At 69.8% G+C, this 18,262-nt stretch carries 20 protein-coding genes, 1 tRNA gene and 1 pseudogene; 10 read left to right on the forward strand and 12 right to left on the reverse strand.

Annotated elements, in window-relative coordinates; translation table 11 throughout:
- The first annotated feature begins 20 nt into the window (after positions 1-20).
- Both IW249_RS18075 and IW249_RS18080 read left to right on the forward strand, forming a co-directional pair.
- Positions 21-677 carry a response regulator transcription factor gene (locus IW249_RS18075; RefSeq protein WP_196921827.1) on the forward strand — a complete coding sequence of 219 codons (657 nt, stop codon included), beginning with the start codon at positions 21-23 and terminating at the stop codon, positions 675-677.
- A 74-nt stretch (positions 678-751) separates the two neighbouring features.
- Positions 752-2,176, forward strand: a complete 1,425-nt coding sequence (locus IW249_RS18080) for a sensor histidine kinase (protein ID WP_196924841.1) — start codon at positions 752-754, stop codon at positions 2,174-2,176.
- Between the two features lie 249 nt (positions 2,177-2,425).
- On the opposite strand, the gene IW249_RS18085 is transcribed toward IW249_RS18080, so the two are convergent.
- Both IW249_RS18085 and IW249_RS18090 read right to left on the reverse strand, forming a co-directional pair.
- Positions 2,426-4,027: a tetratricopeptide repeat protein gene (locus tag IW249_RS18085; RefSeq protein WP_196921828.1), complete on the reverse strand. Its 1,602-nt coding sequence runs from the start codon at positions 4,025-4,027 to the stop codon at positions 2,426-2,428.
- 57 nt (positions 4,028-4,084) lie between these two features.
- Positions 4,085-4,546, reverse strand: coding sequence for a MarR family winged helix-turn-helix transcriptional regulator (locus IW249_RS18090; protein ID WP_196924842.1), 462 nt, complete (start codon positions 4,544-4,546; stop codon positions 4,085-4,087).
- Positions 4,547-4,595: 49 nt separating this feature from the next.
- Here IW249_RS18090 and IW249_RS18095 point away from each other — a divergent pair, with 49 nt between their 5' ends.
- Both IW249_RS18095 and IW249_RS18100 read left to right on the forward strand, forming a co-directional pair.
- On the forward strand, positions 4,596-5,117 hold the full coding sequence (locus IW249_RS18095) for a VOC family protein (protein WP_196921829.1): 522 nt from the start codon (positions 4,596-4,598) through the stop codon (positions 5,115-5,117).
- A 24-nt stretch (positions 5,118-5,141) separates the two neighbouring features.
- Positions 5,142-6,026, forward strand: a complete 885-nt coding sequence (locus IW249_RS18100; protein WP_196921830.1) for a hypothetical protein — start codon at positions 5,142-5,144, stop codon at positions 6,024-6,026.
- A gap of 71 nt (positions 6,027-6,097) precedes the next feature.
- Here the strand turns inward: IW249_RS18100 and IW249_RS18105 are convergent, their stop codons facing one another.
- The 3 genes from IW249_RS18105 to IW249_RS18115 form a co-directional block, all read right to left on the reverse strand.
- Positions 6,098-6,277, reverse strand: coding sequence for a DUF4236 domain-containing protein (locus tag IW249_RS18105; RefSeq protein ID WP_030333600.1), 180 nt, complete (start codon positions 6,275-6,277; stop codon positions 6,098-6,100).
- A 170-nt stretch (positions 6,278-6,447) separates the two neighbouring features.
- Entirely contained in the window at positions 6,448-6,903 is a 456-nt protein-coding gene (locus IW249_RS18110; protein WP_030333674.1) for an RrF2 family transcriptional regulator, read from the reverse strand.
- A gap of 7 nt (positions 6,904-6,910) precedes the next feature.
- Complete coding sequence (locus IW249_RS18115; RefSeq protein WP_196921831.1) at positions 6,911-7,903, reverse strand: helix-turn-helix transcriptional regulator; 993 nt, start codon at positions 7,901-7,903, stop codon at positions 6,911-6,913.
- A gap of 201 nt (positions 7,904-8,104) precedes the next feature.
- Here IW249_RS18115 and IW249_RS18120 point away from each other — a divergent pair, with 201 nt between their 5' ends.
- Positions 8,105-8,881 (forward strand): glucose 1-dehydrogenase, encoded by a 777-nt coding sequence (locus tag IW249_RS18120; protein ID WP_196921832.1) that lies wholly within the window; start codon positions 8,105-8,107, stop codon positions 8,879-8,881.
- Positions 8,882-8,994: 113 nt separating this feature from the next.
- On the opposite strand, the gene IW249_RS18125 is transcribed toward IW249_RS18120, so the two are convergent.
- Positions 8,995-9,426: an SsgA family sporulation/cell division regulator gene (locus tag IW249_RS18125; RefSeq protein ID WP_007457244.1), complete on the reverse strand. Its 432-nt coding sequence runs from the start codon at positions 9,424-9,426 to the stop codon at positions 8,995-8,997.
- A gap of 294 nt (positions 9,427-9,720) precedes the next feature.
- Here IW249_RS18125 and IW249_RS18130 point away from each other — a divergent pair, with 294 nt between their 5' ends.
- Both IW249_RS18130 and IW249_RS18135 read left to right on the forward strand, forming a co-directional pair.
- Entirely contained in the window at positions 9,721-10,371 is a 651-nt protein-coding gene (locus IW249_RS18130) for a TIGR02611 family protein (RefSeq protein WP_372433042.1), read from the forward strand.
- Between the two features lie 50 nt (positions 10,372-10,421).
- Positions 10,422-10,493, forward strand: a tRNA-Val gene (locus IW249_RS18135).
- Positions 10,494-10,581: 88 nt separating this feature from the next.
- On the opposite strand, the pseudogene IW249_RS18140 reads toward IW249_RS18135, so the two are convergent.
- The 5 genes and pseudogenes from IW249_RS18140 to IW249_RS18160 form a co-directional block, all read right to left on the reverse strand.
- Positions 10,582-11,572, reverse strand: a pseudogene (locus tag IW249_RS18140) (tyrosine-type recombinase/integrase).
- A complete protein-coding gene (locus IW249_RS18145) occupies positions 11,572-11,769 on the reverse strand; it encodes an excisionase family DNA-binding protein (RefSeq protein ID WP_089001262.1) in 198 nt (65 codons plus the stop codon). The pseudogene IW249_RS18140 and the gene IW249_RS18145 overlap by 1 nt, the downstream one beginning before the upstream one ends.
- Complete coding sequence (locus IW249_RS18150; RefSeq protein WP_196921834.1) at positions 11,766-13,325, reverse strand: replication initiator; 1,560 nt, start codon at positions 13,323-13,325, stop codon at positions 11,766-11,768. Before IW249_RS18150 ends, IW249_RS18145 begins: the two co-directional genes overlap by 4 nt.
- A 542-nt stretch (positions 13,326-13,867) precedes the next feature.
- Complete coding sequence (locus IW249_RS18155; RefSeq protein ID WP_196921835.1) at positions 13,868-14,185, reverse strand: hypothetical protein; 318 nt, start codon at positions 14,183-14,185, stop codon at positions 13,868-13,870.
- Between the two features lie 639 nt (positions 14,186-14,824).
- Positions 14,825-16,048, reverse strand: a complete 1,224-nt coding sequence (locus IW249_RS18160) for a PIN-like domain-containing protein (RefSeq protein WP_196921836.1) — start codon at positions 16,046-16,048, stop codon at positions 14,825-14,827.
- Positions 16,049-16,409: 361 nt separating this feature from the next.
- Here IW249_RS18160 and IW249_RS18165 point away from each other — a divergent pair, with 361 nt between their 5' ends.
- On the forward strand, positions 16,410-16,730 hold the full coding sequence (locus IW249_RS18165; protein WP_196921837.1) for an immunity protein CdiI family protein: 321 nt from the start codon (positions 16,410-16,412) through the stop codon (positions 16,728-16,730).
- 185 nt (positions 16,731-16,915) lie between these two features.
- Here IW249_RS18165 and IW249_RS18170 read toward each other — a convergent pair whose 3' ends face one another.
- Entirely contained in the window at positions 16,916-17,155 is a 240-nt protein-coding gene (locus IW249_RS18170) for a winged helix-turn-helix domain-containing protein (protein WP_088948848.1), read from the reverse strand.
- A gap of 416 nt (positions 17,156-17,571) precedes the next feature.
- Between IW249_RS18170 and IW249_RS35020 the strand changes: the two genes are divergently transcribed.
- Together IW249_RS35020 and IW249_RS18175 are read left to right on the forward strand one after the other, a co-directional pair.
- Positions 17,572-17,790: a flavin reductase gene (locus tag IW249_RS35020; protein WP_307788621.1), complete on the forward strand. Its 219-nt coding sequence runs from the start codon at positions 17,572-17,574 to the stop codon at positions 17,788-17,790.
- Positions 17,787-17,960, forward strand: coding sequence for a hypothetical protein (locus tag IW249_RS18175; RefSeq protein ID WP_196921838.1), 174 nt, complete (start codon positions 17,787-17,789; stop codon positions 17,958-17,960). Before IW249_RS35020 ends, IW249_RS18175 begins: the two co-directional genes overlap by 4 nt.
- Positions 17,961-18,262 lie beyond the last annotated feature (302 nt).

An 18,262-nucleotide genomic window follows, 5' to 3' on the forward strand; every position in this document is an offset into this window, starting at 1 on the left:
CCGGGTGGCACCCTTGACCTGTGCGCGTGCTGGTGGTGGAGGACGAGGCCCGGCTGGCGGCCGCCCTGCAACGCGGTCTGCAGGCGGAGGGGTTCGCGGTGGACGTGGCGGCGACCGGCCCTGCTGGCCTGGACGCTGCCCGGCACGGCGGGTACGACGCCATGATCCTCGACGTGATGCTGCCCGGCCTCTCCGGGTACGAGCTGGTCCGGCGCCTGCGCGCGGAGCAGCACTGGTTGCCGGTGCTGATGCTCTCGGCGAAGGACGGCGAGTACGACCAGGCCGACGGCCTCGACTGCGGCGCCGACGACTACCTGACCAAACCCTTCTCGTACGTGGTGCTGCTGGCCCGGCTGCGGGCGCTGCTACGTCGGGGCGCACCGGAGCGCCCGACCGTGCTGGCGGTCGGTGACCTGCGGCTGGACCCGGCCCGCCGACGGGTGACCCGGGCGGACGCCGAAGTGGTGCTGACGGCGCGGGAGTTCGCGCTGCTGGACTACCTGATGCGCCGGCCGGGCCAGGTGATCTCCAAGATCGAGTTGTTGGACCACGTCTGGGACGCGAGCCTGGAGACAGCGCCGAACGCCGTCGAGGTGTACGTCGGCTACCTGCGCCGCAAGCTCGGCCGGGACCGGCTGGAGACGGTCCGGGGCGCCGGCTACCGGCTGGCGACGTGACAGTCGACGGCTCGGCACCCACCCGTCGGCCCAGGCCGGGTCGGATGCCGGTGCTCGGGCTGCGCGGGCGGCTCCTGGCGATCGGTGTGGTCGGCCTCACCGTCGGGCTGGCCCTGGGCGGGGTGGTGCTGCTCGGCGCGCTCGGCTTCGTGCTTCAGCGCACTGTCGACACCGAGGCGTTCCGTACCGCCGACGCGGTCGCCCTGCTCGCCGCCGAGGACGCGTTGCCCGATCCGCTGCCGGTGGCCGGCGGGCAGGTCCGCGTGCAGGTGGTCGACGCGCAGGGGCGGATCCGGGCGGCCTCGATCGACGCCGACCGTCTGGTGCCGATGGTCCGTCCGGAGCGGCTGAACCGCGACGGTCGGCAGCGGCTGGAGGTGCCGGCCGAGCGGGTCGGGCTCAACGGCCCGGTCCGGGTGGTCGCCGTACCCGCCGGCACCGCGGCCGACCCGCTCACCGTGCTGGTCGCCCGCTCGATGGCCGACGTGCGGCACAGCACCCATGTGGTCCGGACCATCCTGCTGGTGGCGTTCCCGCTGCTGGTGGCGGTGCTGGCCGCGGTGGCGTGGCGGGTGGTGGGCGCGACCCTGCGGCCGGTGGAGGCGTTACGTCGAGGCGCCGAGGAGATCACCGGGAGGGCCGGCACCGGCCGGCTGCCGGTGCCGGCGTCGGCCGACGAGATCCATCGCCTGGCGGTCACCCTCAACGGCATGCTGGGCCGGCTGGAGTCCGCCCGTGTCCGGCAGCGGGCCTTCGTCTCCGACGCCGCACACGAGCTGCGCAGCCCGTTGGCCAACATCCGGACGGAGCTGGAGGTGGCCCAGCGCCTCGCCGACCGGACGGACTGGACGGCGGTGACCGCCAACCTGCTCGCCGACACCGAGCGGCTGAGCCGCCTGGTCGACGATCTCCTGCTGCTGGCCCGGCTGGACGAGACCCCGCCAACCCGGGGGACCGGCCCGGTGGAGCTGGGCGTGTTGCTCACCGAGGTGGCCGCCCGCTACCCGTCGCCGCCGGTGCGGGTGACGCTGCCTGCGGGCCCGCTCTGGACGATCGGCACCGTCGAGGAGTTGCGGCGCGTGCTGACCAACCTGGTCGACAACGCGGTACGGCACGCGCAGGGTGATGTCGTGCTCGCGGCCGAGGCGACGACGTCGACGACGGGGGTGGCGGGGACGACGACCGGGTCTGGCGTCGGGGCGTACCACCTGGTGACGGTGACCGACGACGGCCCGGGCGTCCCGGTGGCGGACCGGCAGCGGGTCTTCGACCGGTTCACCCGGCTGGATGACGGACGGGCCCGCGACGACGGGGGCGCCGGCCTGGGGCTGGCCATCGTTCGGGAGTTGGTCCGACGCGCGGGCGGCAGCATCACCCTGACCGACGCGCCGGGGCAGCAGGGGCTACGGGTGTGCCTGCTGCTGCCGGCGTTGCCGGCCGACGACGGCCAAAGGTCGACGGCGCGTGACGACGACCTGCCCCCACCCGCCCACCACTGACCCTTTGCTCTGCACCCGCGGAGGCGACAGCTACGTAACGTGATGCTCGCCGACGCGTGTCGAAGCGGCGGCCCCCGACGTTTCAGCTGCTCACCCGAGGTGGTGCATATAGGTAAGCAGAGCAAAGGCTGCGCGACAGTGCTGTTGGGTGCGTCGGATGCCACGGTGGGTCACGGCGGGTTCGCCACCGAGCGAGCCCACGCTGAGTCAGGTCTGCGGGGCGCAGCCGGCGGGGCGGTGGCTGGCAGGTCAGCGGCGGCGGGTGCAGACCTGCTTGGAACGGGCCACGGTGTCGGTGGACCAGGCGACCGCGACGGTGAAGCAGAAGTCGTTGGTGCGGTTGAGCGCGTAGATGACGAAGCTGGTGGTGCCGGCGGGCAGCGTCGCGAAGATGTTGTGGGTCTGGCCGGTGCGGCCGCCCGCGATGACCACCGGGCCCTCGCTGCCGGCCGGGTAGGTCCAGTTCAGCGCGATGCTGTCCCGGTTGTCGCGCAGGGTCACCGCGCTGGGTGGGGTGCCGGGCGGTGCCGCGGCGGCAGCGGACGTGGGTGCCGTGCCGCCCGGGCCGGGGGCAGTGCTGGCCGACGCGCCGGCGGTGGGGGAGGCGCTGGCCGGCGGCGGGGTCGGCTCGTCGTCGCCGTCGACCCGGGCCACCCCGGCGATCACCGCCGCCGCGCCGAGGAGCACCACGACCACGCCGGCCACCAGCACCGGCACCAGCCGGTTGCGCTGCTCCGGCGGCGCGCGGTGCACGGGCACCGGCAGCAGTCGCGACGGCGTGTACGGCTCGACCTGCCCGTAGGGGTCCGCCCGCGGGTACGGGTCGGACGGCGCGTACGGGTCGGTGGGGGCGGCGGGTCGGTGCAGCCGGTACACCCCGGGTTGCTCCTCCGTGCCGCCGGCCAGCCCGACCACCGACGGGGGCATCGGAGGGTCGGTGGGGTGGGGCGAGGGCTCGTCCACCGGTTCGGTCGACCATCTGCCGCCCGTCGATCCGACCGCTTCGTCGGAGGGTAGCCGGGGGTTCGGAACCGCCCCGGCGTGATGGGTCGCGGCAGCCGGCGGGTGGTAGACGGATTCGGCCGGTCCGTCGCCGTGCGGTGGGACGCGGGCGGCCGGCACGACAGGCGTGTCCCGGGCCGTGGCCGGGTTGTCGGCGCAGGCATGGTCGGGATTCGCCGCCGACCGGGCCAGGGCCGCCACCTGGGTGGCCAGCGGGTCGTCGGCGGGCAGGTGCTGCCGGCACAGCTCACGGGCGAGCGCCAGATTGTCGTGTGCCTCGGCGAACTGACCGCAGTCGCGCTGCATCGCCCCGAGCCGCGCCAGCATCTTGATGCCGCTGGGGTGCCCGTCGCCGTACACCTCGCGGTGCAGCTCCCAGGCGTCCTGGAGGCGGTCGCGGGCCACCGTGCACTGGCCGCGCGCGTACTCGACGGTGGCCAGGTCGGCGTGCGCGGCGAGCACCCGCAGCGACTCCGGGCCGTCCTGTGCGGTCAGCTCGATGATGACTTCCTGGTAGAGCCGCGCCGCCCGCGAGTGGCTGCCGACCCGGTGCAGCACCGCGGCCAGGGTCGCCGCGGCGGCCACCGTGCGCGGGTCGGCGCGGCCGTGCAGGCGGGTGGTGGCCGCGTACGCGAAGGCGGCCCACCCTCGGGCCGAGTGCGGCTCACCGAGGGCGATCAGCACCCGCGCCTGGAGGCTGGCCGCCTCGGCCAGTTCGGGGGTGGCGTTGGCCGGGCTGGGGTCGGCGTCGGTGAGCGCGTCGGACAGCAGTTGCTGTGCGCCGGCCAGATCGCCGGAGGACACGAGGTGGTGCGCCTGATCAGTCAGTTCACCGAAGCCGGAAGACACGCCCCATCGTGCTCATCCGACGACGGTAAGTACAAGACCCGCGCCGGTGTCGATTGGTCAGGATCCGGTCAGGTGCTCGGCCAGGGTCTCGCTGATTCGGCGCAGCTGGTCGACCTGGGCGGGGCTCAACGCGTCGAACAGGTGTCGGCGTACCCCCTCGACGTGGCCGGGTGCGGCGGCCGCGAGGGTGGCGAAACCCTCGTCGGTGAGCAGCGCGATCTGCCCGCGCCGGTCGGTGGGGCAGTCCTCGCGGCGCACCCAGCCGGCGGCCTCCAGTCGGGCCACTGCGTGCGAGAGCCGGCTGCGGGACGACCCCGCCGCCTGGGCCAGCTGGCTCATGCGCAGTTGGCGGTCGGGGGCCTCGGAGAGCTGGACCAGGATCTCGTAGTACGCGTGCGGCATGCCCGCGTCGCGTTGCAGCTCGCGGTCGAGAGTGTCCATCAGCACCCGGGAGGCGGTCAGGTACGCGCGCCACGTGCGCTGCTCGTCGGGGTCCAACCAGCGGGTCATGACCGCCATCATACAACCGATGGTTGAATGTTCAACTAAACCGCGTTAGTCTCGGGTCATGGGTATCCACCGGCTCAACCACGCGGTCCTCTACGTCAGTGACCTCGCCCGCAGCGTCGCGTTCTACAGCGACGTGCTGGGCTTCCGCCCGGTGGCGATGACCCCGGACGGCTTCCGGGGCGCCACCTTCCTCCAGGCCCCCGACTCCACCAACGACCACGACCTCGGCCTCTTCGAGGTCGGCGCGGGCGCCGGGCGGTCCACCGCCGGCCGGTCCACCGTCGGCCTCTACCACCTCGCCTGGGAGGTGGACACGCTCGACGAGCTGGCCGCCACCGCCGAGCGGCTCGTCGCGGCCGGCGCTCTGGTCGGCACCTCCGACCACGGCACGACCAAGAGCCTCTACGGCAAGGACCCGGACGGTCTGGAGTTCGAGGTGGTCTGGCTGATCCCGGCCGACCTGCTCGACGACACCGCCCTGGCCGCCCGCAAGCAGATCGGTCGGCTCGACCTGGACGCCGAGCGGCAGCGCTACGGCGGTCAGACCCGGGGCGGGGTGGGGATCTCCGTCCCGGCCTGACCGCCCGTACGGTAGAACGGACCGATGCCGACCGACCGGACCACCGAATTCCTCCGCGAGCTGCTGGTCCGCCAGTTGACGACCTGGCTGCCCGCAGCCCTGCACCGCTCCCGCCGGGCCACAGTCGCCCTCGCGGGCGCCGACGCGGGCAGCGCGGAGGCCGCGCTGCGCCTGGTCGCCACGCACGGCGACCAGGTGCGCGGCCGGCAGGTGACGGTGCTGGTGCTGGCCGACGCCGCCGCCGACCTGCCGGCCCGACTCGGCCCGATCGAGGCGGAGCTGCCCGCCGAGGTCACAGTGCACCTGCTGCCCGGCGACGCGTACCGGCTGCCGGTCGCGGTGAAGGCCGGCGGGGCGGCCGGCGCGCCGCTGTTCTCCTTCGTGGACCTGCCCGGCGCGGTGACACCGAAGCTGCTCACCGCCGCGACCAACGGCCGGACCGGTGAGCTGCTGCTGCACACCGCCGACAGTGCCCGAGACGTGCTCGTCTCCGCCGGCTTCCCCCTGGTCGCCGAGGTGGCGCCGGTGCTGCCCGGCGGCGAGGCCGCCGGTGTTGTCGCGTTCGGCAGCCGCTCCGACCGGAGTCTCGAGGCGGTCCGCGACGCGCTCTGGGCGGTCGGCGCGGACCTCGACCTGCGCTACGGCGACCCGCTGGACCCGACCGGCACGACTGTCGACGTGGTCGGCGAACCCGACCTCGAGCCGCTGGCCCGCGAGCTGCTGGCCGAGTTGGGTGCGGGCGGTTCACGGCCGGTCACCGAGCTACGCCGGCACACCCTCACCGCGACCGTCTACCGGGCCGCCGACGCCAACCAGGCGCTCGTCGACCTGCTCGACGCGGGTGACGTGCGGCGGGAACGCGAGTCCGGGAGGCTGGCCGGCGACGAGATCATCTCCCTGGCGCGCTGAGCGCCCCACCCCACAGACGCCGAGCGGGGTGGCGGTGGATCCACCGGCACCCCGCTCGACTCCCGGGATGATTACGACCGGGACTTGTCCTGCTTCCAGGACAGCGGACCCGGCAGGTCGACCCGGTGCGCACGGGCCTTGGAGTTCCAGGACCAGCGACCGATCTTGATGCTCCACGAGGAGAAGCCGTTCTCGGTGAAGTTCAGGATGATCGGACCGTACTTCTTGCGCTTGCGAAACATGAGGCCCATCGGAGGTCTCCCCTCGTCACCGTTCCCTGCCGTGTCGATATCGAACATGCCCGAACCGACAACTTTTGAAACCCTCTCGCTGTCCGTCCTGGACGGTGACCACCGGACGCCCAACCTCTACTAACCAGATAGGTCTTGCGGCTGCCATTGTGGACAGATCAGAGACTGGGTCAGCGGGGTTCCCACGCGTCGGGCAGCGCGGTGAGCTTGCGAACGTGCGCGGGGAGTCGACCGCTGACGATCTCGGCGAGGCTCACCTCGTCGACGACCCGCCGCACGGCGGCGCGCACCGCCACCCACAGGCCGGGCAGGTTCTCCGCCGAGCCCTCGTACCGGGTTTCCTCGGGGCGCAGCCCGCGTACCCCGGCGAGTGGGCCCTCGACGGCGCGCAGCACCGCGCCGACTGTCACCTCGCGTGGCGGGCGGGCCAGCGTGTAGCCGCCCTCGGCGCCGCGTTGGGCGCGGACGATGCCGGCCCGACGCAGATCCGCCAGGACCGCCTCCAGGAACTTTCGGGGCATGTCCTGCTCCGCGGCGATGGCCTGGGTGGACAGCAACGAGGGATACGCGGTGGCGAGGCTCAACGCCGCCCGTACCGCGTAGTCGCCGCGCGCGGAGATCTGCACAGTGCCATCATGCCCGGCCGGCGCCGCCCGGCCCGCCGGTGGGCGGCCCGGACCTCGTGGCGTACCCGCCGTTCGCGGATTCGCCGGGGGTGCCGGGGCGGAACCGGCCGCCGTTGACGCCCGTCGGCTCGGACGGCGGTCGAGGTCGGACCACCCGGCCGGCCGCAGGCTGGTCCCGTGCGGCCCGGAACGCGCCGGGGCTGAGCCCGACCTCTCGGGTGAAGAAGCGGCCGAAGTTCGTGGGTTCGGAGAAGCCGAGCCGCCGGCCGATCTGGGCGATGGGCTGATCCGTCGCGGCGAGGAACCGGCTGGCCTGCAACGCGACCCGCTCGTCGATGACCTGTTTGGCGCTGCGACCGGTGACGGCCAGGCAGGCCCGGGTCAGGGTCCGCACCGAGCAGCCGAGCTCGGCAGCGTAGTCCTCCACCCGCCGGGTGTGCGGGTAGCCGTGTTCCACCTCGCGGCGGAACCGGTGGAACGTCTCGTCCTCGGGCCGGGACGGCGACCGGTCGTCGTGGGCCACGGCAAGCCGCAGCAGCAGGACTGCCAGTTGATGCCGGAGCAGCGCGCGGGCGGTGGGGCCGTCGGGGTGCCGCCGGCAGTCCACCGCCAACTGGCTCACCTCGCTGATCACCGCGTCCTCGTCCTCCCCGGCCAACTGCCGCCAGGTCGCGGTAGTGGTCAGGTCGACGTCGAAGTCGCGCAGTGCCTCGGGATCCCAGGCGACCACGGTGGCGTCGAACTGGGGGCCGGCGCAGCGCAGCACCTGGCCGGGGCGGACCCGCAGCAGTGTGCCGGGGCGACACGGCAGCAGATGAAAGTCGAGTTCCGCGTCGCCGTGCCCACGCGTGGTGAGAATCAACAGCTCCCGCTCGACGATCACCGGCCGACGCCAGCCCGGGGCACCGGCAAGATCGGCCAGCGCGAACGTGGCTATCTCGTCGGTGACGGGAGACGCCGTTCCGATCGATGGCACGGGGGAGGGATCGGTGGAGACCATCGCCTGCGACGGTAGCCCGAACCGCAGGTCACCGCATCCCGATCGACGTTCGTAGCGGATCCGCGGCACGCCACGGGCTTGTCCCGGTCCCGGCAGCCGGGCTACGTTACCCGGCGGTAGCGCCGTCGGTCCGCGGTCCAACCGGCATCCGCCGGCCACCCGACCGACCGACGGCCCCCGCCGACTCGCGATGGGATGGGCATGACGCAGCTGTTCTCGGTCGAAGGTAAGACGGTCCTGGTCACCGGCGGGTCGCGGGGGATCGGGCTGATGATCGCCCAGGGCTTCGTCCGGGCCGGCGCACACGTGATCATCTCGTCGCGCAAGGCGGACGTCTGCGAGGCGGTCGCCACGACCCTCTCCGCCGAGGGCCGCTGCGAGGCCATCCCCGCCGACCTCGGCGACAACGCCGGCGCCGAGACGCTGGCCGCCGCCGTACGCGAACGCTTCGGCCGCCTCGACGTGCTGGTCAACAACGCCGGCGCGACCTGGGGCGCACCGCTGGAGGACTACCCCGAGGCCGCGTTCGACAAGCTCTGGGCGGTCAACGTCAAGGCCGTCTTCCGGCTCACCACCGCGCTGCTGCCGGCGCTGCGCGCCGCCGCCAGCGCCGACGACCCGGCCCGCGTGATCAACATCGGGTCGATCGACGGCATCCGGGTGCCGATGATGGAGGTGTACGCGTACTCGGCCACCAAGGCGGCCGTGCACATGCTCACCCGCAGCCTCGCCCACCAACTCGCCGGTGAGCAGATCACCGTCAACGCGATCGCGCCCGGCCCGTTCGAGAGCAAGATGATGGCGTTCGCGCTCGACGACCCGGCGAGCCGGGCCGCCATCGAGCAGCAGGTGCCGCTGGGCCGCATCGGACGCCCCGAGGACATGGCCGGCACGGCCATCTACCTCTCGTCGCGCGCCGGCGCATACCTCACCGGCGCTGTCATTCCCGTCGACGGCGGCATCACCACGCACGGCTGAGCACCGGCCGACCCGGGGAAGGCTGTCCGCGTATCCCTGGGTGTGTGCCGGGGCCGCGCGGACTCGGCAGATCCGCGCGGCCCCGGTGTGGCCGGTGTTACCCGTTCGGGCGGTCAGCGACCGGCGAGCAGCCGGTTCACCGCCGTGTCGACGTCCAGGTGCTCGGCCTCACGGCCGCGCGGGACGACGACGTAGGTCCGTCGAAGGAAACGCACCAGGACGCTGCGCGGCACCTCGAAGAGGGCGTTGCCGTCCGGTGACGAGAGGGCCAGCGCGACGAAGTCGCCGCGCGGTGTGGCCCAGGGCCAGACCCGAACGTCCCCGATGCCGGCCGGCTCGTCCAGGCCGGTGACCAGAAGTTCGCGAGCGAACGACCAACTCACCGCCTCGCCCCCTGCCGATTCGGCATGGAACAGGACATGGACCGCATACGGGTCAGCAGGGTCGTAACGCAGACTGGCACGCACCGGCAAGGCGGTGGCGTCAGGTGCGACGAGCCTTAGCGACGTCTCGACCTCTACGGTCGTCGGTCGGATGACACTCATGGACGTTCTCCCCCCGGCACCGCTGCGGAACGCGCGTGTCCCGCTTTTCCCATACTCAGGTGCTACTCCTGGCTACGCTCCGCCATACGCTGACTTCACCCAGTGGTGGGAAGGGGGACGGAAAGGCCGCGTGAATGTGAGCATTCATGTAGGATTTCCGGTTCTGCCCAGTGCGTGATCCCGCCCGGTATCGGGTGGCTCAGTCGTCGACTTACTCCGGTAACGTCCAGTCGGCCGTTGCAGTGACGGGCCCGAGCGACACTGGGGGGTGAAATGGTGACGAAGCAATCCTCAGTGGATCCGGCGGCGGCGCCCGGCACGCCGAAAGTCGCGGTCCGAGCAGCCGAAAAGCGGGGGTACGGAGTGCCGATGGAGCAGCCCGAACGGGCCGGTCGGCCGGCGTCCGACGCCGGTCGTCCCGGTGGTGATGGCGCCGGTCGTGGTGGCGACGCCGCCGTTGGTCGTGGCGGTGGCACCGGTGTTGGTGGCGGTGGCGACGCCGATGCTGGCCGTGGTGGCGGAATCGCCATGCAGGACCGGCCGCGACACCCCCGCTGGCGTGAGCGGATCTCGCTGACCCTCGACCTCATCCGCGCCAACCCCACCGGCCGGATCGCACTCAAGATCTTCATCGCGATCGCCGGTGCGCTGGTGGTGACCATCGGCATCGCCCTCATCCCGCTCCCTGGGCCGGGCTGGCTGCTGGTGATCGCCGGCCTGGGCATCTGGGCCGTCGAATACCACTGGGCGCGACGGCTGCTCGGCTTCACCCGTCGCCACGTCCACGGATGGACGCGCTGGGTGACGAGACAGTCGCCGCTGGTGCGAATCGTGCTCGGGTCCGTCGGCCTGGTCTTCGTGGCCACGGTGGTCTGGCTGTCCCTCAAGTACAGCCTCGGCATCGACGTGGTGGCTGCGGCGATGCACTACCTCGCGACGCACTGACCCCGGATTTCCGGTCCGGTTCCACGATCGGGTAGAGTCAGTGGCGCTGAGGGCGATTAGCTCAGTGGGAGAGCGCTTCGTTCACACCGAAGAGGTCGCTGGTTCGATACCAGCATCGCCCACTCTCAGTTCGCACAGGTCAGAGGCCGCTTCCCGAGTTCGGGAGGTGGCCTTTCTGCTGTCGTACAGCAGCTAAGTACAGCAACGGCGTCAGTGGTCGAGTGAATCGCCAAGGCGCTTGAGGGCGTCTCTGGTCGCCTTGTTGGATACCTGGGTATAGATCTCCATCGTCACGGAGAAGCGGGCGTGCCTCAGCACCTGCATGGCGACTCTGGGGTGGACGTCGAGGTCAGCGAGCAGCGTGGCGCAGGTGCGGCGGGCGTCGTAGAGGGTGATCGGCCTGATGCTGGTTTTCTCGCACCTTGTCTGCCACGACCGTTGGAAGTTGCGCGGCTCGATGGGTGTGCCGTAGCGGTTGGTGAATACGAGCCCGGTCTCGTGCCACGCCTTTCCGGCGGCTGCTTCAGCCTGATCGCGTTGCTGTTGTCTGAGCTTGAGGGCGGTCAGGCAGATATCGGGCAGGGGGAGTGTGGCGTCGGATGCCTGGGTCTTGGTGTCGCGGTGCAGGAGCTGCCCGCGTACGCGTTGCAGTTGACGGCCGATGGTCAGCTCCCCAGCGTCGAGGTCGACGTCCTCCCACGTCAGTCCCAGGGCCTCGCCCTTGCGCAGGCCGGTGACGAGGACCAGGGCGTAGGCGGCGTAGAGCGGGTCTTCGTCGTGGCGGGCGGACTCCAGGAACTTCCGGGCCTCATCGCTCGACCACGACTTGCCTCGTCGACGGCGAACCGTGGCTAGGGTGACCGCCACGGCCGAGTTCTTGGTGATGAGGTCTTCGGACTGGGCGCGGGTGAGGGCGGCCCGCAGTGCGGCCCGGATGTCGCTGACCGAGCGCGTCGACGGGACGGCCTGACAGCAGCGACCGAGGGCGCAGCAGCGGCCTTTCTCCTTGGGCCGTGCGGCGTCCTTGCCTTGCGCGCAGCACTGGCAGGTGCGGCTTGTCGTGCACTGCTTCGCGGGTCTTGCCATAGACGTACTTCCGAGTGCGCCTGCCGTCCGGCTTGGTGACCCAGACGTACGCGGCGAAGCCGTTGCGGTAGGGGAAGATGGAGCCTTCGCCGTTGGCGCGTGTGCGGGCGGGCATCAGGCGGCCTCCTGGCGTTCGACCTGTTCGCGGATGTAGTCGTCAACCCACTCCGGGAGGATGCGGCGGTACTTGCCGTCCTTGATAGAGCGCAGCTCGCCGGTAGCGATCTTCATCTTGACCTTGGAGATGCCGAAGCCGAGTAGGACGGCGACCTCGGCGGGGGAGTACCAGCGGGGGCGAAGGTCGTGGTTCATGCGGCGGCCTCGGTGAGCCAGGCTTCGTGGGCAAGTTCTTCCCGACCAATGCGTCTGCTCTCGCGTCGCTGACTTGCGGCGGTGTTGAGAAGCAGGGCGTCACCTTCGGTGAGCCAGCCGGACCCGCTGTAGGTGAGGGTGCCGACAGTGATCGTGTCTAACGGTTCGTCGTTCTCTTCGCGGCGGTAGGTGGCGCGGGTGTCGCGGAGCAGGCCGAAGGTGACGGAGTAGCGGCGGGCCTTGGTGAGGAAGTGACCGCCGAAACCCAGCATGTGCGCCCAGCGGCGCAGTCTGGCGTAGGCGTTCGATTCCGTGTCAAGGCTGCCTTGACGGTCGCCGGCCGTTGTGGCGCCGCAGGCGGTGCCGGTGGGCCGTCCGAGGTGCCAGCAGGCGTCGATGAGGCGGGCGAGGTGGTCGCCTTCCGGATCGGCGTAGTCGTCAATGGTGGCCGGGGTGAGCCGGGTGAAGGAGCGCCCGGTGGATTCAGTGGCCTTGGTGGCGTACTTGGCCAGGTAGGCGGCCACCTTGCCATCGGTCAACTCGCCGTCGGCGGCGTTGATCCGTCGCACGTCGACCTGCTCGCCCCAGGCCACCACCCAGCCGTGCGGACGGTCGGGATGCGGAGGTGTGGTGACGACGATCTGCCGCGCGGCGGCATGGACTGCGGCTTCCAGGTCGTCGACGGTGATGCCGGCCGGCGGCGGCACGAGAGCATTCGGGTCAGGGTCGACACCGTCGAGGCGCAGCAGGACGTGGAAGTGCACGGCCGCCCTCCTCTGCATCTCGGCGACCTTGCCGTGCGACACCCGCACCGGCGGCACCCGGCGCACCTTGCCGGAGCCGGTGACGACCTGTACGAAGGGCATGCCGCGACGTCGGCACAGCGCGGCGAGGTGACGTTCGACTGCCTGTTTGGTGCGCCGCCACAGCTCGCCCGAGAAGTGGTTCCAGACCACTTGGTGCTCGTGGTCGTAGCAGTCCAGGCACAATGGCTGCCCGAGCTGCGGATCGTCGGTGTCGTGGCGGGCGAAGCACGCCGCGGGCTGCCCGTGCTGGCAGGTGCCGGCGGCACCTCGGGCGCGGCAGGGAGCGGGCCGGCAGTCGCAGTGCGGCCGGCTGCGGCAGGTGTGGCGGGCGACGTGCCGGTGGTGGACCGCGCCGAAGGATGGTGCGGTGAAGGTTGCGAAGACGACCGGGTGCCGGGCGACCGAGTCGGGGACGCCTTTGCCGCCGGTCAGGCCGCAGCGGACGACCTGGTAGGCCTCACCGGCGTAGACCCAGGCGCAGTCTCGGCATTGCGATTCGCGGCGGTTGCCGCACGCCTTATAGAGCGCCTGGTCGGGCAGTTCGTCGGTTCGGAGTTGGCCTGTGATGCGGCCGGTGGTCATCTCGACGGACGCGATGGCGCCGGTAAGGCGGATTGGCCGGGAACAGCCGCCGGCAGCGGCGGTGTGCTCAAGCCAGCCGGAGAACTCCGGCGTGGCAGCGCGGTATAGGGCTTGGGCGTTCCGGCCGCTGGCGACGCTGGGCCGGTGCAGGGTGAGCGGGGTGGACACGGTCTTCTCCTTCGGGGGTGGCAGGGACGGGAGACGAAGCACCACCAGCCGTCGACGTTGGTCCGCTGGTGTTCGTCGCGTCTCCTGGCACCGCCGGGAGGGCGGCTGACGCCGGAGGGCGGGTTCGTGGTGGTGCCACGTCCCGCCGATGGTTGTGTCCTCTCGCGCTCGTCGAGCTGGTGACGAAGGGCGGCACGGGTGGGGAACCTGGGTTGTCGGCATTCGAGCGGTTGCCGGAGGCTTCCCCCACCCGTGTAGGTGTGCGAATCCGGGCCATCGTGGACGGCAGTGAAGCCGTGCTGGGCCGCTCAGTGGATTCGGAGAACCGGCGCAGCGGCCGGTGCGATCGAGAGCCGGCGGGCCGTGACCCGCATCAGCGGCAGGAAGGCCGCTCGGCATCTCCGAAGTCGAGTCCAGCGATCCGGCAGGAAGGTCGCGCTGGCGTGCTCGACGAGCGCCACAGTAGCACCGCGTGCCGACACGTCAACCCGCCGTGAAACTGCTGTCGAACCAACGCGGTTGCAGGCTCGGTTGGGCGCTGCCTACAGGGCAATGCGATTGTCGACCAATCGCTGTGCCGGACCGTTGTACTCGGTGAGACCGAAGCGGCGATGCCCATCGGTGGGATGCACGGTGACGGTGACAGTGCTCCCGTCTTCGAATCGCAGCGTGAAGACGGGATCGAGGTCGCACAGGAACGCAAACGCTTCGCGGTCCTCTTCGATGTCGCTGATCAAGCGGCCGTCGGCCTCCCAGCCGGCGGTGGCGGCGGCAATCACGACGGCCACCTCGACGCTGCCAAGCAGGGTGGATGAGTTCGCCCACCAGTCCAGCCAGCACCGACCCTCGAAGCGGTCCATGGCGTCATCCTTTCAGGGCGGGGCCCGGCTGGCCGCCGATCGAGTGGGAGAACTTTCCTTACATCGATCAAGGCGGCCCGCAACGGGCCGCACGCGCCGCCGCCTGGGCGCGCGTCCGTCGCTCCGCTGACGCTCCGACTCCGGCCACGCAACACGCCCGGCGGCTGGCGCCGAAGCGGGGAAGCCCAAGGGGCCGCCGCAGCGCGACAGGCCGTTGACCGGTGAGATGTCGGCCGGCAGCCGGCCGGGCCACGCGGCCACGAGCCCGCGCGGCGTTGGGCAGCGCACGCCGGCCGCGTCGGCGAGCTAACGGTGATTGCGGGGTTGCTGCTACTGCGCCTCCGGCGGGGCGCTCGGGCTCCGAGATGGTTGCAACCCGTCGGCGGGTAGCGGTCCGTGGGCGGTTGCGGTGGGAGCCATCCCGCCCACCGACGACCCGGACAAGCCGAGCAGCCCGCCGCCCGACCCGCCAGCGTCCGACCGTGCGTCAAGGCCGTCTTGACATGGCGGGCCGGGCGGCGGCCCGCTCCCCAGGAGGGCGGGTCGACGGCAGACGGGATGGCGCGAAATGGTGTCGGGCAGGCTTGATCTCGCTGAAACGCCGGTGACACCGGTGGAAGCTGGAAGGGGCACGCAGGACTAACCGTCTCCCGAACTGCTGCGAATGCCGCCCTGCACGTATTCAAGTTGCTCTTCAATGTCTGCCAACTGGGCGCTCAAGTGTACTAGCCGTCTGTCCATTTCCTCAATCTCGGATTCCAGGTCTTGTCGCTCGAAGAACAGCTTGTTTAGCTCATTAGGGGTGAGCGCTTCATCGAATTGCACGATTAATTGCACTAGCCGCGCGCGACTTTCCGAGATCTTTTTGTGGAGGTAAAACTGTTCTGCCTGAAGGAAATCTCGCTTGTCGGCTAGGTGGCGGCGCCTGAACCTGAGCTTGACTGGCTTCTCTAGCTGTGATTCATCCGTAGGAAGTTCGCCGGCCTGCCGGATTGTTTCCGCGCTTACATTGGCATCCAGGTACGCCTTAGCGTGGTATAGAAGACTCTGGGTGTTCATCATTACTAGCTGGACACCGCACACACGATTCGCTTCCTCTACTAGCTCTGGGCGCGCCCCGATGATCTTGCCCTTTACCTTGAGATACCAGTCCTCTTTCTGGTCGCCCGTGACCAGCACGAGATATTGCGGCGCTTTCTTTTTGGCCTCGTCTAACGTCTGGCGCCATACGAAGTAGTCACCATGTTTGGTGGGCTTATCCCCGTCCTTGAATCCCGGCGGGACTTGTTCCTTTATTCGCCGCTCGGCTTCTTCCATCGCGTCGTCCCTGGCTGGCGCATCGAAATCGTCACCGACGTGGTCGGAAATGATCTGCTGCAATCTCGTCAGGATCGGGTCTTCGTTCTCGCCGTCCGTTGGGGCGTGATCGTTGCTCAAGCGCCTGACAGATGCCTGTAGTGGCGCGAACACCCCGGACAGTTGCGCTAGCAGTTCATCGCGCTCGGCGTCGATGAGGGCTGCTCGGTTGGAGAGGCTTTTGATCTTATTTTCTAGGTCTGCTCCAACCGTTGCGTCATGCGCGGCGATTGCATTGAGGACCGCATCATACGTTGCGCGTCGATCCGCCATCACCTCAAGTCGGTTCCTATGAAATTCAAGTCCGACCTGGTGGGGCACCCATAGGCGCTCTTTCAAACCCTCAAGCGTGGAAAGCAGTTCTTCTCGTGCTTTAGGTGCGAACCTATAGGCTGATAGCAGGACGTTGGTGTCGAGGACCACCATGCCGCCCGTAAGCGCCTCGCGAAGCGTCTGGTCTGACGGGGCGAGGAAATGCGTGAAGCCCGTGCTGAAGCCTTTTGTCACCTTTTGCTCCGTATATGTCCAGGGCAATGCTCTAACCGCTGAAAGACGAGGGTAAGGGCCGGCGGGTCAGCTTGCTGTCCTGCCCCGCCCCGGGGCCTACAGGGTTTGGTTTTCGAGAAGTGCTTGATGGCCCAGACTTCGGTTCAGGCGGCATAGCGGGCAGTCATCCAAGGGCTTGGAGGGTGGCCGTCTTCGGCGGTGTGGGGCACACACGGGGCACAAGACACCATCAAAAGTCGTCAACCAGCCACCAACGTTGGCAGCCCGAAACGCCGTGTGGGCAGGCGTCGGGCGCTGTTCTGGCTGGTGGCGGGACAGCGGCTCTAAGTTCCGCTTCAACTCCACGACGTAGCCTGTCGTCGTGCTGGTCAAGGTGATGGACGACTACGGATGCTGGCCCCTGTGGGTTCGTGACGAGGCCAGCGGCGTCTACGAGCCACGCGATCCTGCCACCCTCGGGGTCTCCGCCGGCCTCGTGGGGAGACTGTCGGCCTGGCAGCAGTGGTCGGAATCCATGGTCAACATCGCCGATCCAGGCGACAGCAGAGCAGTCGGGGCAGATGAGGACGCGGCCTTCGTCGCCGAGGGGCGTCTGCTGGCGGCGCGTGTTGCGGAAGAACTACCGCATGCGGTGGTTTGGTACTACGACGACAGCAGCGCCGACACCGCCGGGTCGGACTGAGCACGGCCCCGGGGTGCGGACATCGACAGCAACGGCGACAGCAACAGGCCCGGACGAGGACGGTCAGCAGCCGCCGGGCGCGGACAGTCGCCCGAGCTCACGGATGCGGACGGACACGTCCAGACGAAGCGCCTAGAACTTGTAAGCGAGATGTCGCGGGCGTGGCGGCCGGCTCTGCGAGAGATCTACTCAGCGACGAAGACGCCAACGCCGGGTAGCGTTTCGGTCATCCCTTTGATCCGTAGTACCTGCATGGCACGGTCGATTACCGGCTCGGTGACCCCGTAGTGCTCGATCAGCTCTCGCCGGCTGGGCAGCTTGGAGCCGGGCTGGAACTCGCCTGACGCGATGCGTTCGGCGAGGTCGTCGGCAATCTGCTCGTAGCGGTAACGCGGTGGCACGTGGTTCTCCTCGGTTGGCAACACGAGTAGACCACCTACGTCAGCCCTTGACTACCCAACGGTACCTATGGGAGGTTGCCGAGGAGGTCGATTCCCTCGGTTGGCGCTGTGGGCCGTCCTCGCCGGCGTGGATGTTCGGCGTGTCCCCCGCGTTCGGGCATCCACGCCTCCAGATTGCTCTGGCACAAGGAGACGGCAGTGCTCCCTTCGGCAAGGACAGGGGCAGACCCTGGCGCGAGCGGGCGACGCGAGCCAGTGGAGCGAGTTTCGTACGACGAATACGTGCTGGCGGTGGCGCTGACTCTCGCTCGCCGTCATCGTCCAGTCTGGTCCTGGCGACACTGGCGGCGTATCTGCCGCTGCGGAGGCGAGCTGCCATGCCGAAGTCGCCATCGCATCCCGATTAACCGCGGCCACTGGCCGAGCCAGGATGGCCCGCAGTGACGACTCACCACCCGATCAAGCCGGCCTGGACGTGCGGCGGCTGTGCGGGGGATTGGCCATGCCCGACCCGGTGCCAAGAGCTGCGAGCCGAGTACGACCGAGCCCCGGTGTCACTGGCCCTCTACTTGGCTGCCCAACTCGTCGACGCCGCCCAAGACCTGGCCCACGTTCCCGCCGGTCACCTGCATTACCGCTTCCTCGGCTGGACCCGATGAGCATCCTGCGACGCGGTGACGAGAAGTTCCACTACAGCGACGGCTCCCATAAGTGGATCGCACCGGACCCGGACTACGACCAGGAGGTCTGGGACGAGCAGGTCCGCCAACACAAGCATGGACACCTGAGAAACGTGCACCCGAAGGTGCGGGTCCAACGCCTAGTCTGATGCCAGCAGTACAGCAGCGAAGTACAGCAACGGTGCCGGTCGAACCGAGCCGAGAAGCGCGCGAGCAGGCCGTCTGACCTCGCATCAAGCCGGATCCGACCCGCTTGCCGAGAGTTCACACCGAAAGTGGTCAGGGCTCGGTGCTCCTAGCATTGCTTGTGGTCCGCGGTCGCGGGTCGCTGGTCGTCACACTGACAGGTCCTCTATACATCGATGTCCGGTCGGGTACTCCCGCTGTGCCGGACCAGTAGCTGGTCCCGTTAACCGAGACAGCGATCCCACTCGCGACGCCGTGAACAGCG

The sequence above is a fragment of the Micromonospora vinacea genome (assembly GCF_015751785.1).
GTDB classification, from domain to species: domain Bacteria; phylum Actinomycetota; class Actinomycetes; order Mycobacteriales; family Micromonosporaceae; genus Micromonospora; species Micromonospora vinacea.

Bases quoted from the DNA above. Each gene is read 5' to 3' on its own strand.
- IW249_RS18100 (WP_196921830.1), top strand. From the start codon at position 5,142: ATGCCGACCGACCGGACCACCGAATTCCTCCGCGAGCTGCTGGTCCGC.
- IW249_RS18105 (WP_030333600.1), bottom strand. From the start codon at position 6,277: ATGGGCCTCATGTTTCGCAAGCGCAAGAAGTACGGTCCGATCATCCTG.
- IW249_RS18155 (WP_196921835.1), bottom strand. From the start codon at position 14,185: ATGGACCGCTTCGAGGGTCGGTGCTGGCTGGACTGGTGGGCGAACTCA.
- IW249_RS18175 (WP_196921838.1), top strand. From the start codon at position 17,787: ATGAGCATCCTGCGACGCGGTGACGAGAAGTTCCACTACAGCGACGGC.
- IW249_RS18145 (WP_089001262.1), bottom strand. From the start codon at position 11,769: ATGAACCACGACCTTCGCCCCCGCTGGTACTCCCCCGCCGAGGTCGCC.
- IW249_RS18095 (WP_196921829.1), top strand. From the start codon at position 4,596: ATGGGTATCCACCGGCTCAACCACGCGGTCCTCTACGTCAGTGACCTC.
- IW249_RS18115 (WP_196921831.1), bottom strand. From the start codon at position 7,903: ATGGTCTCCACCGATCCCTCCCCCGTGCCATCGATCGGAACGGCGTCT.
- IW249_RS18120 (WP_196921832.1), top strand. From the start codon at position 8,105: ATGACGCAGCTGTTCTCGGTCGAAGGTAAGACGGTCCTGGTCACCGGC.
- IW249_RS18125 (WP_007457244.1), bottom strand. From the start codon at position 9,426: ATGAGTGTCATCCGACCGACGACCGTAGAGGTCGAGACGTCGCTAAGG.
- IW249_RS18090 (WP_196924842.1), bottom strand. From the start codon at position 4,546: ATGGCGGTCATGACCCGCTGGTTGGACCCCGACGAGCAGCGCACGTGG.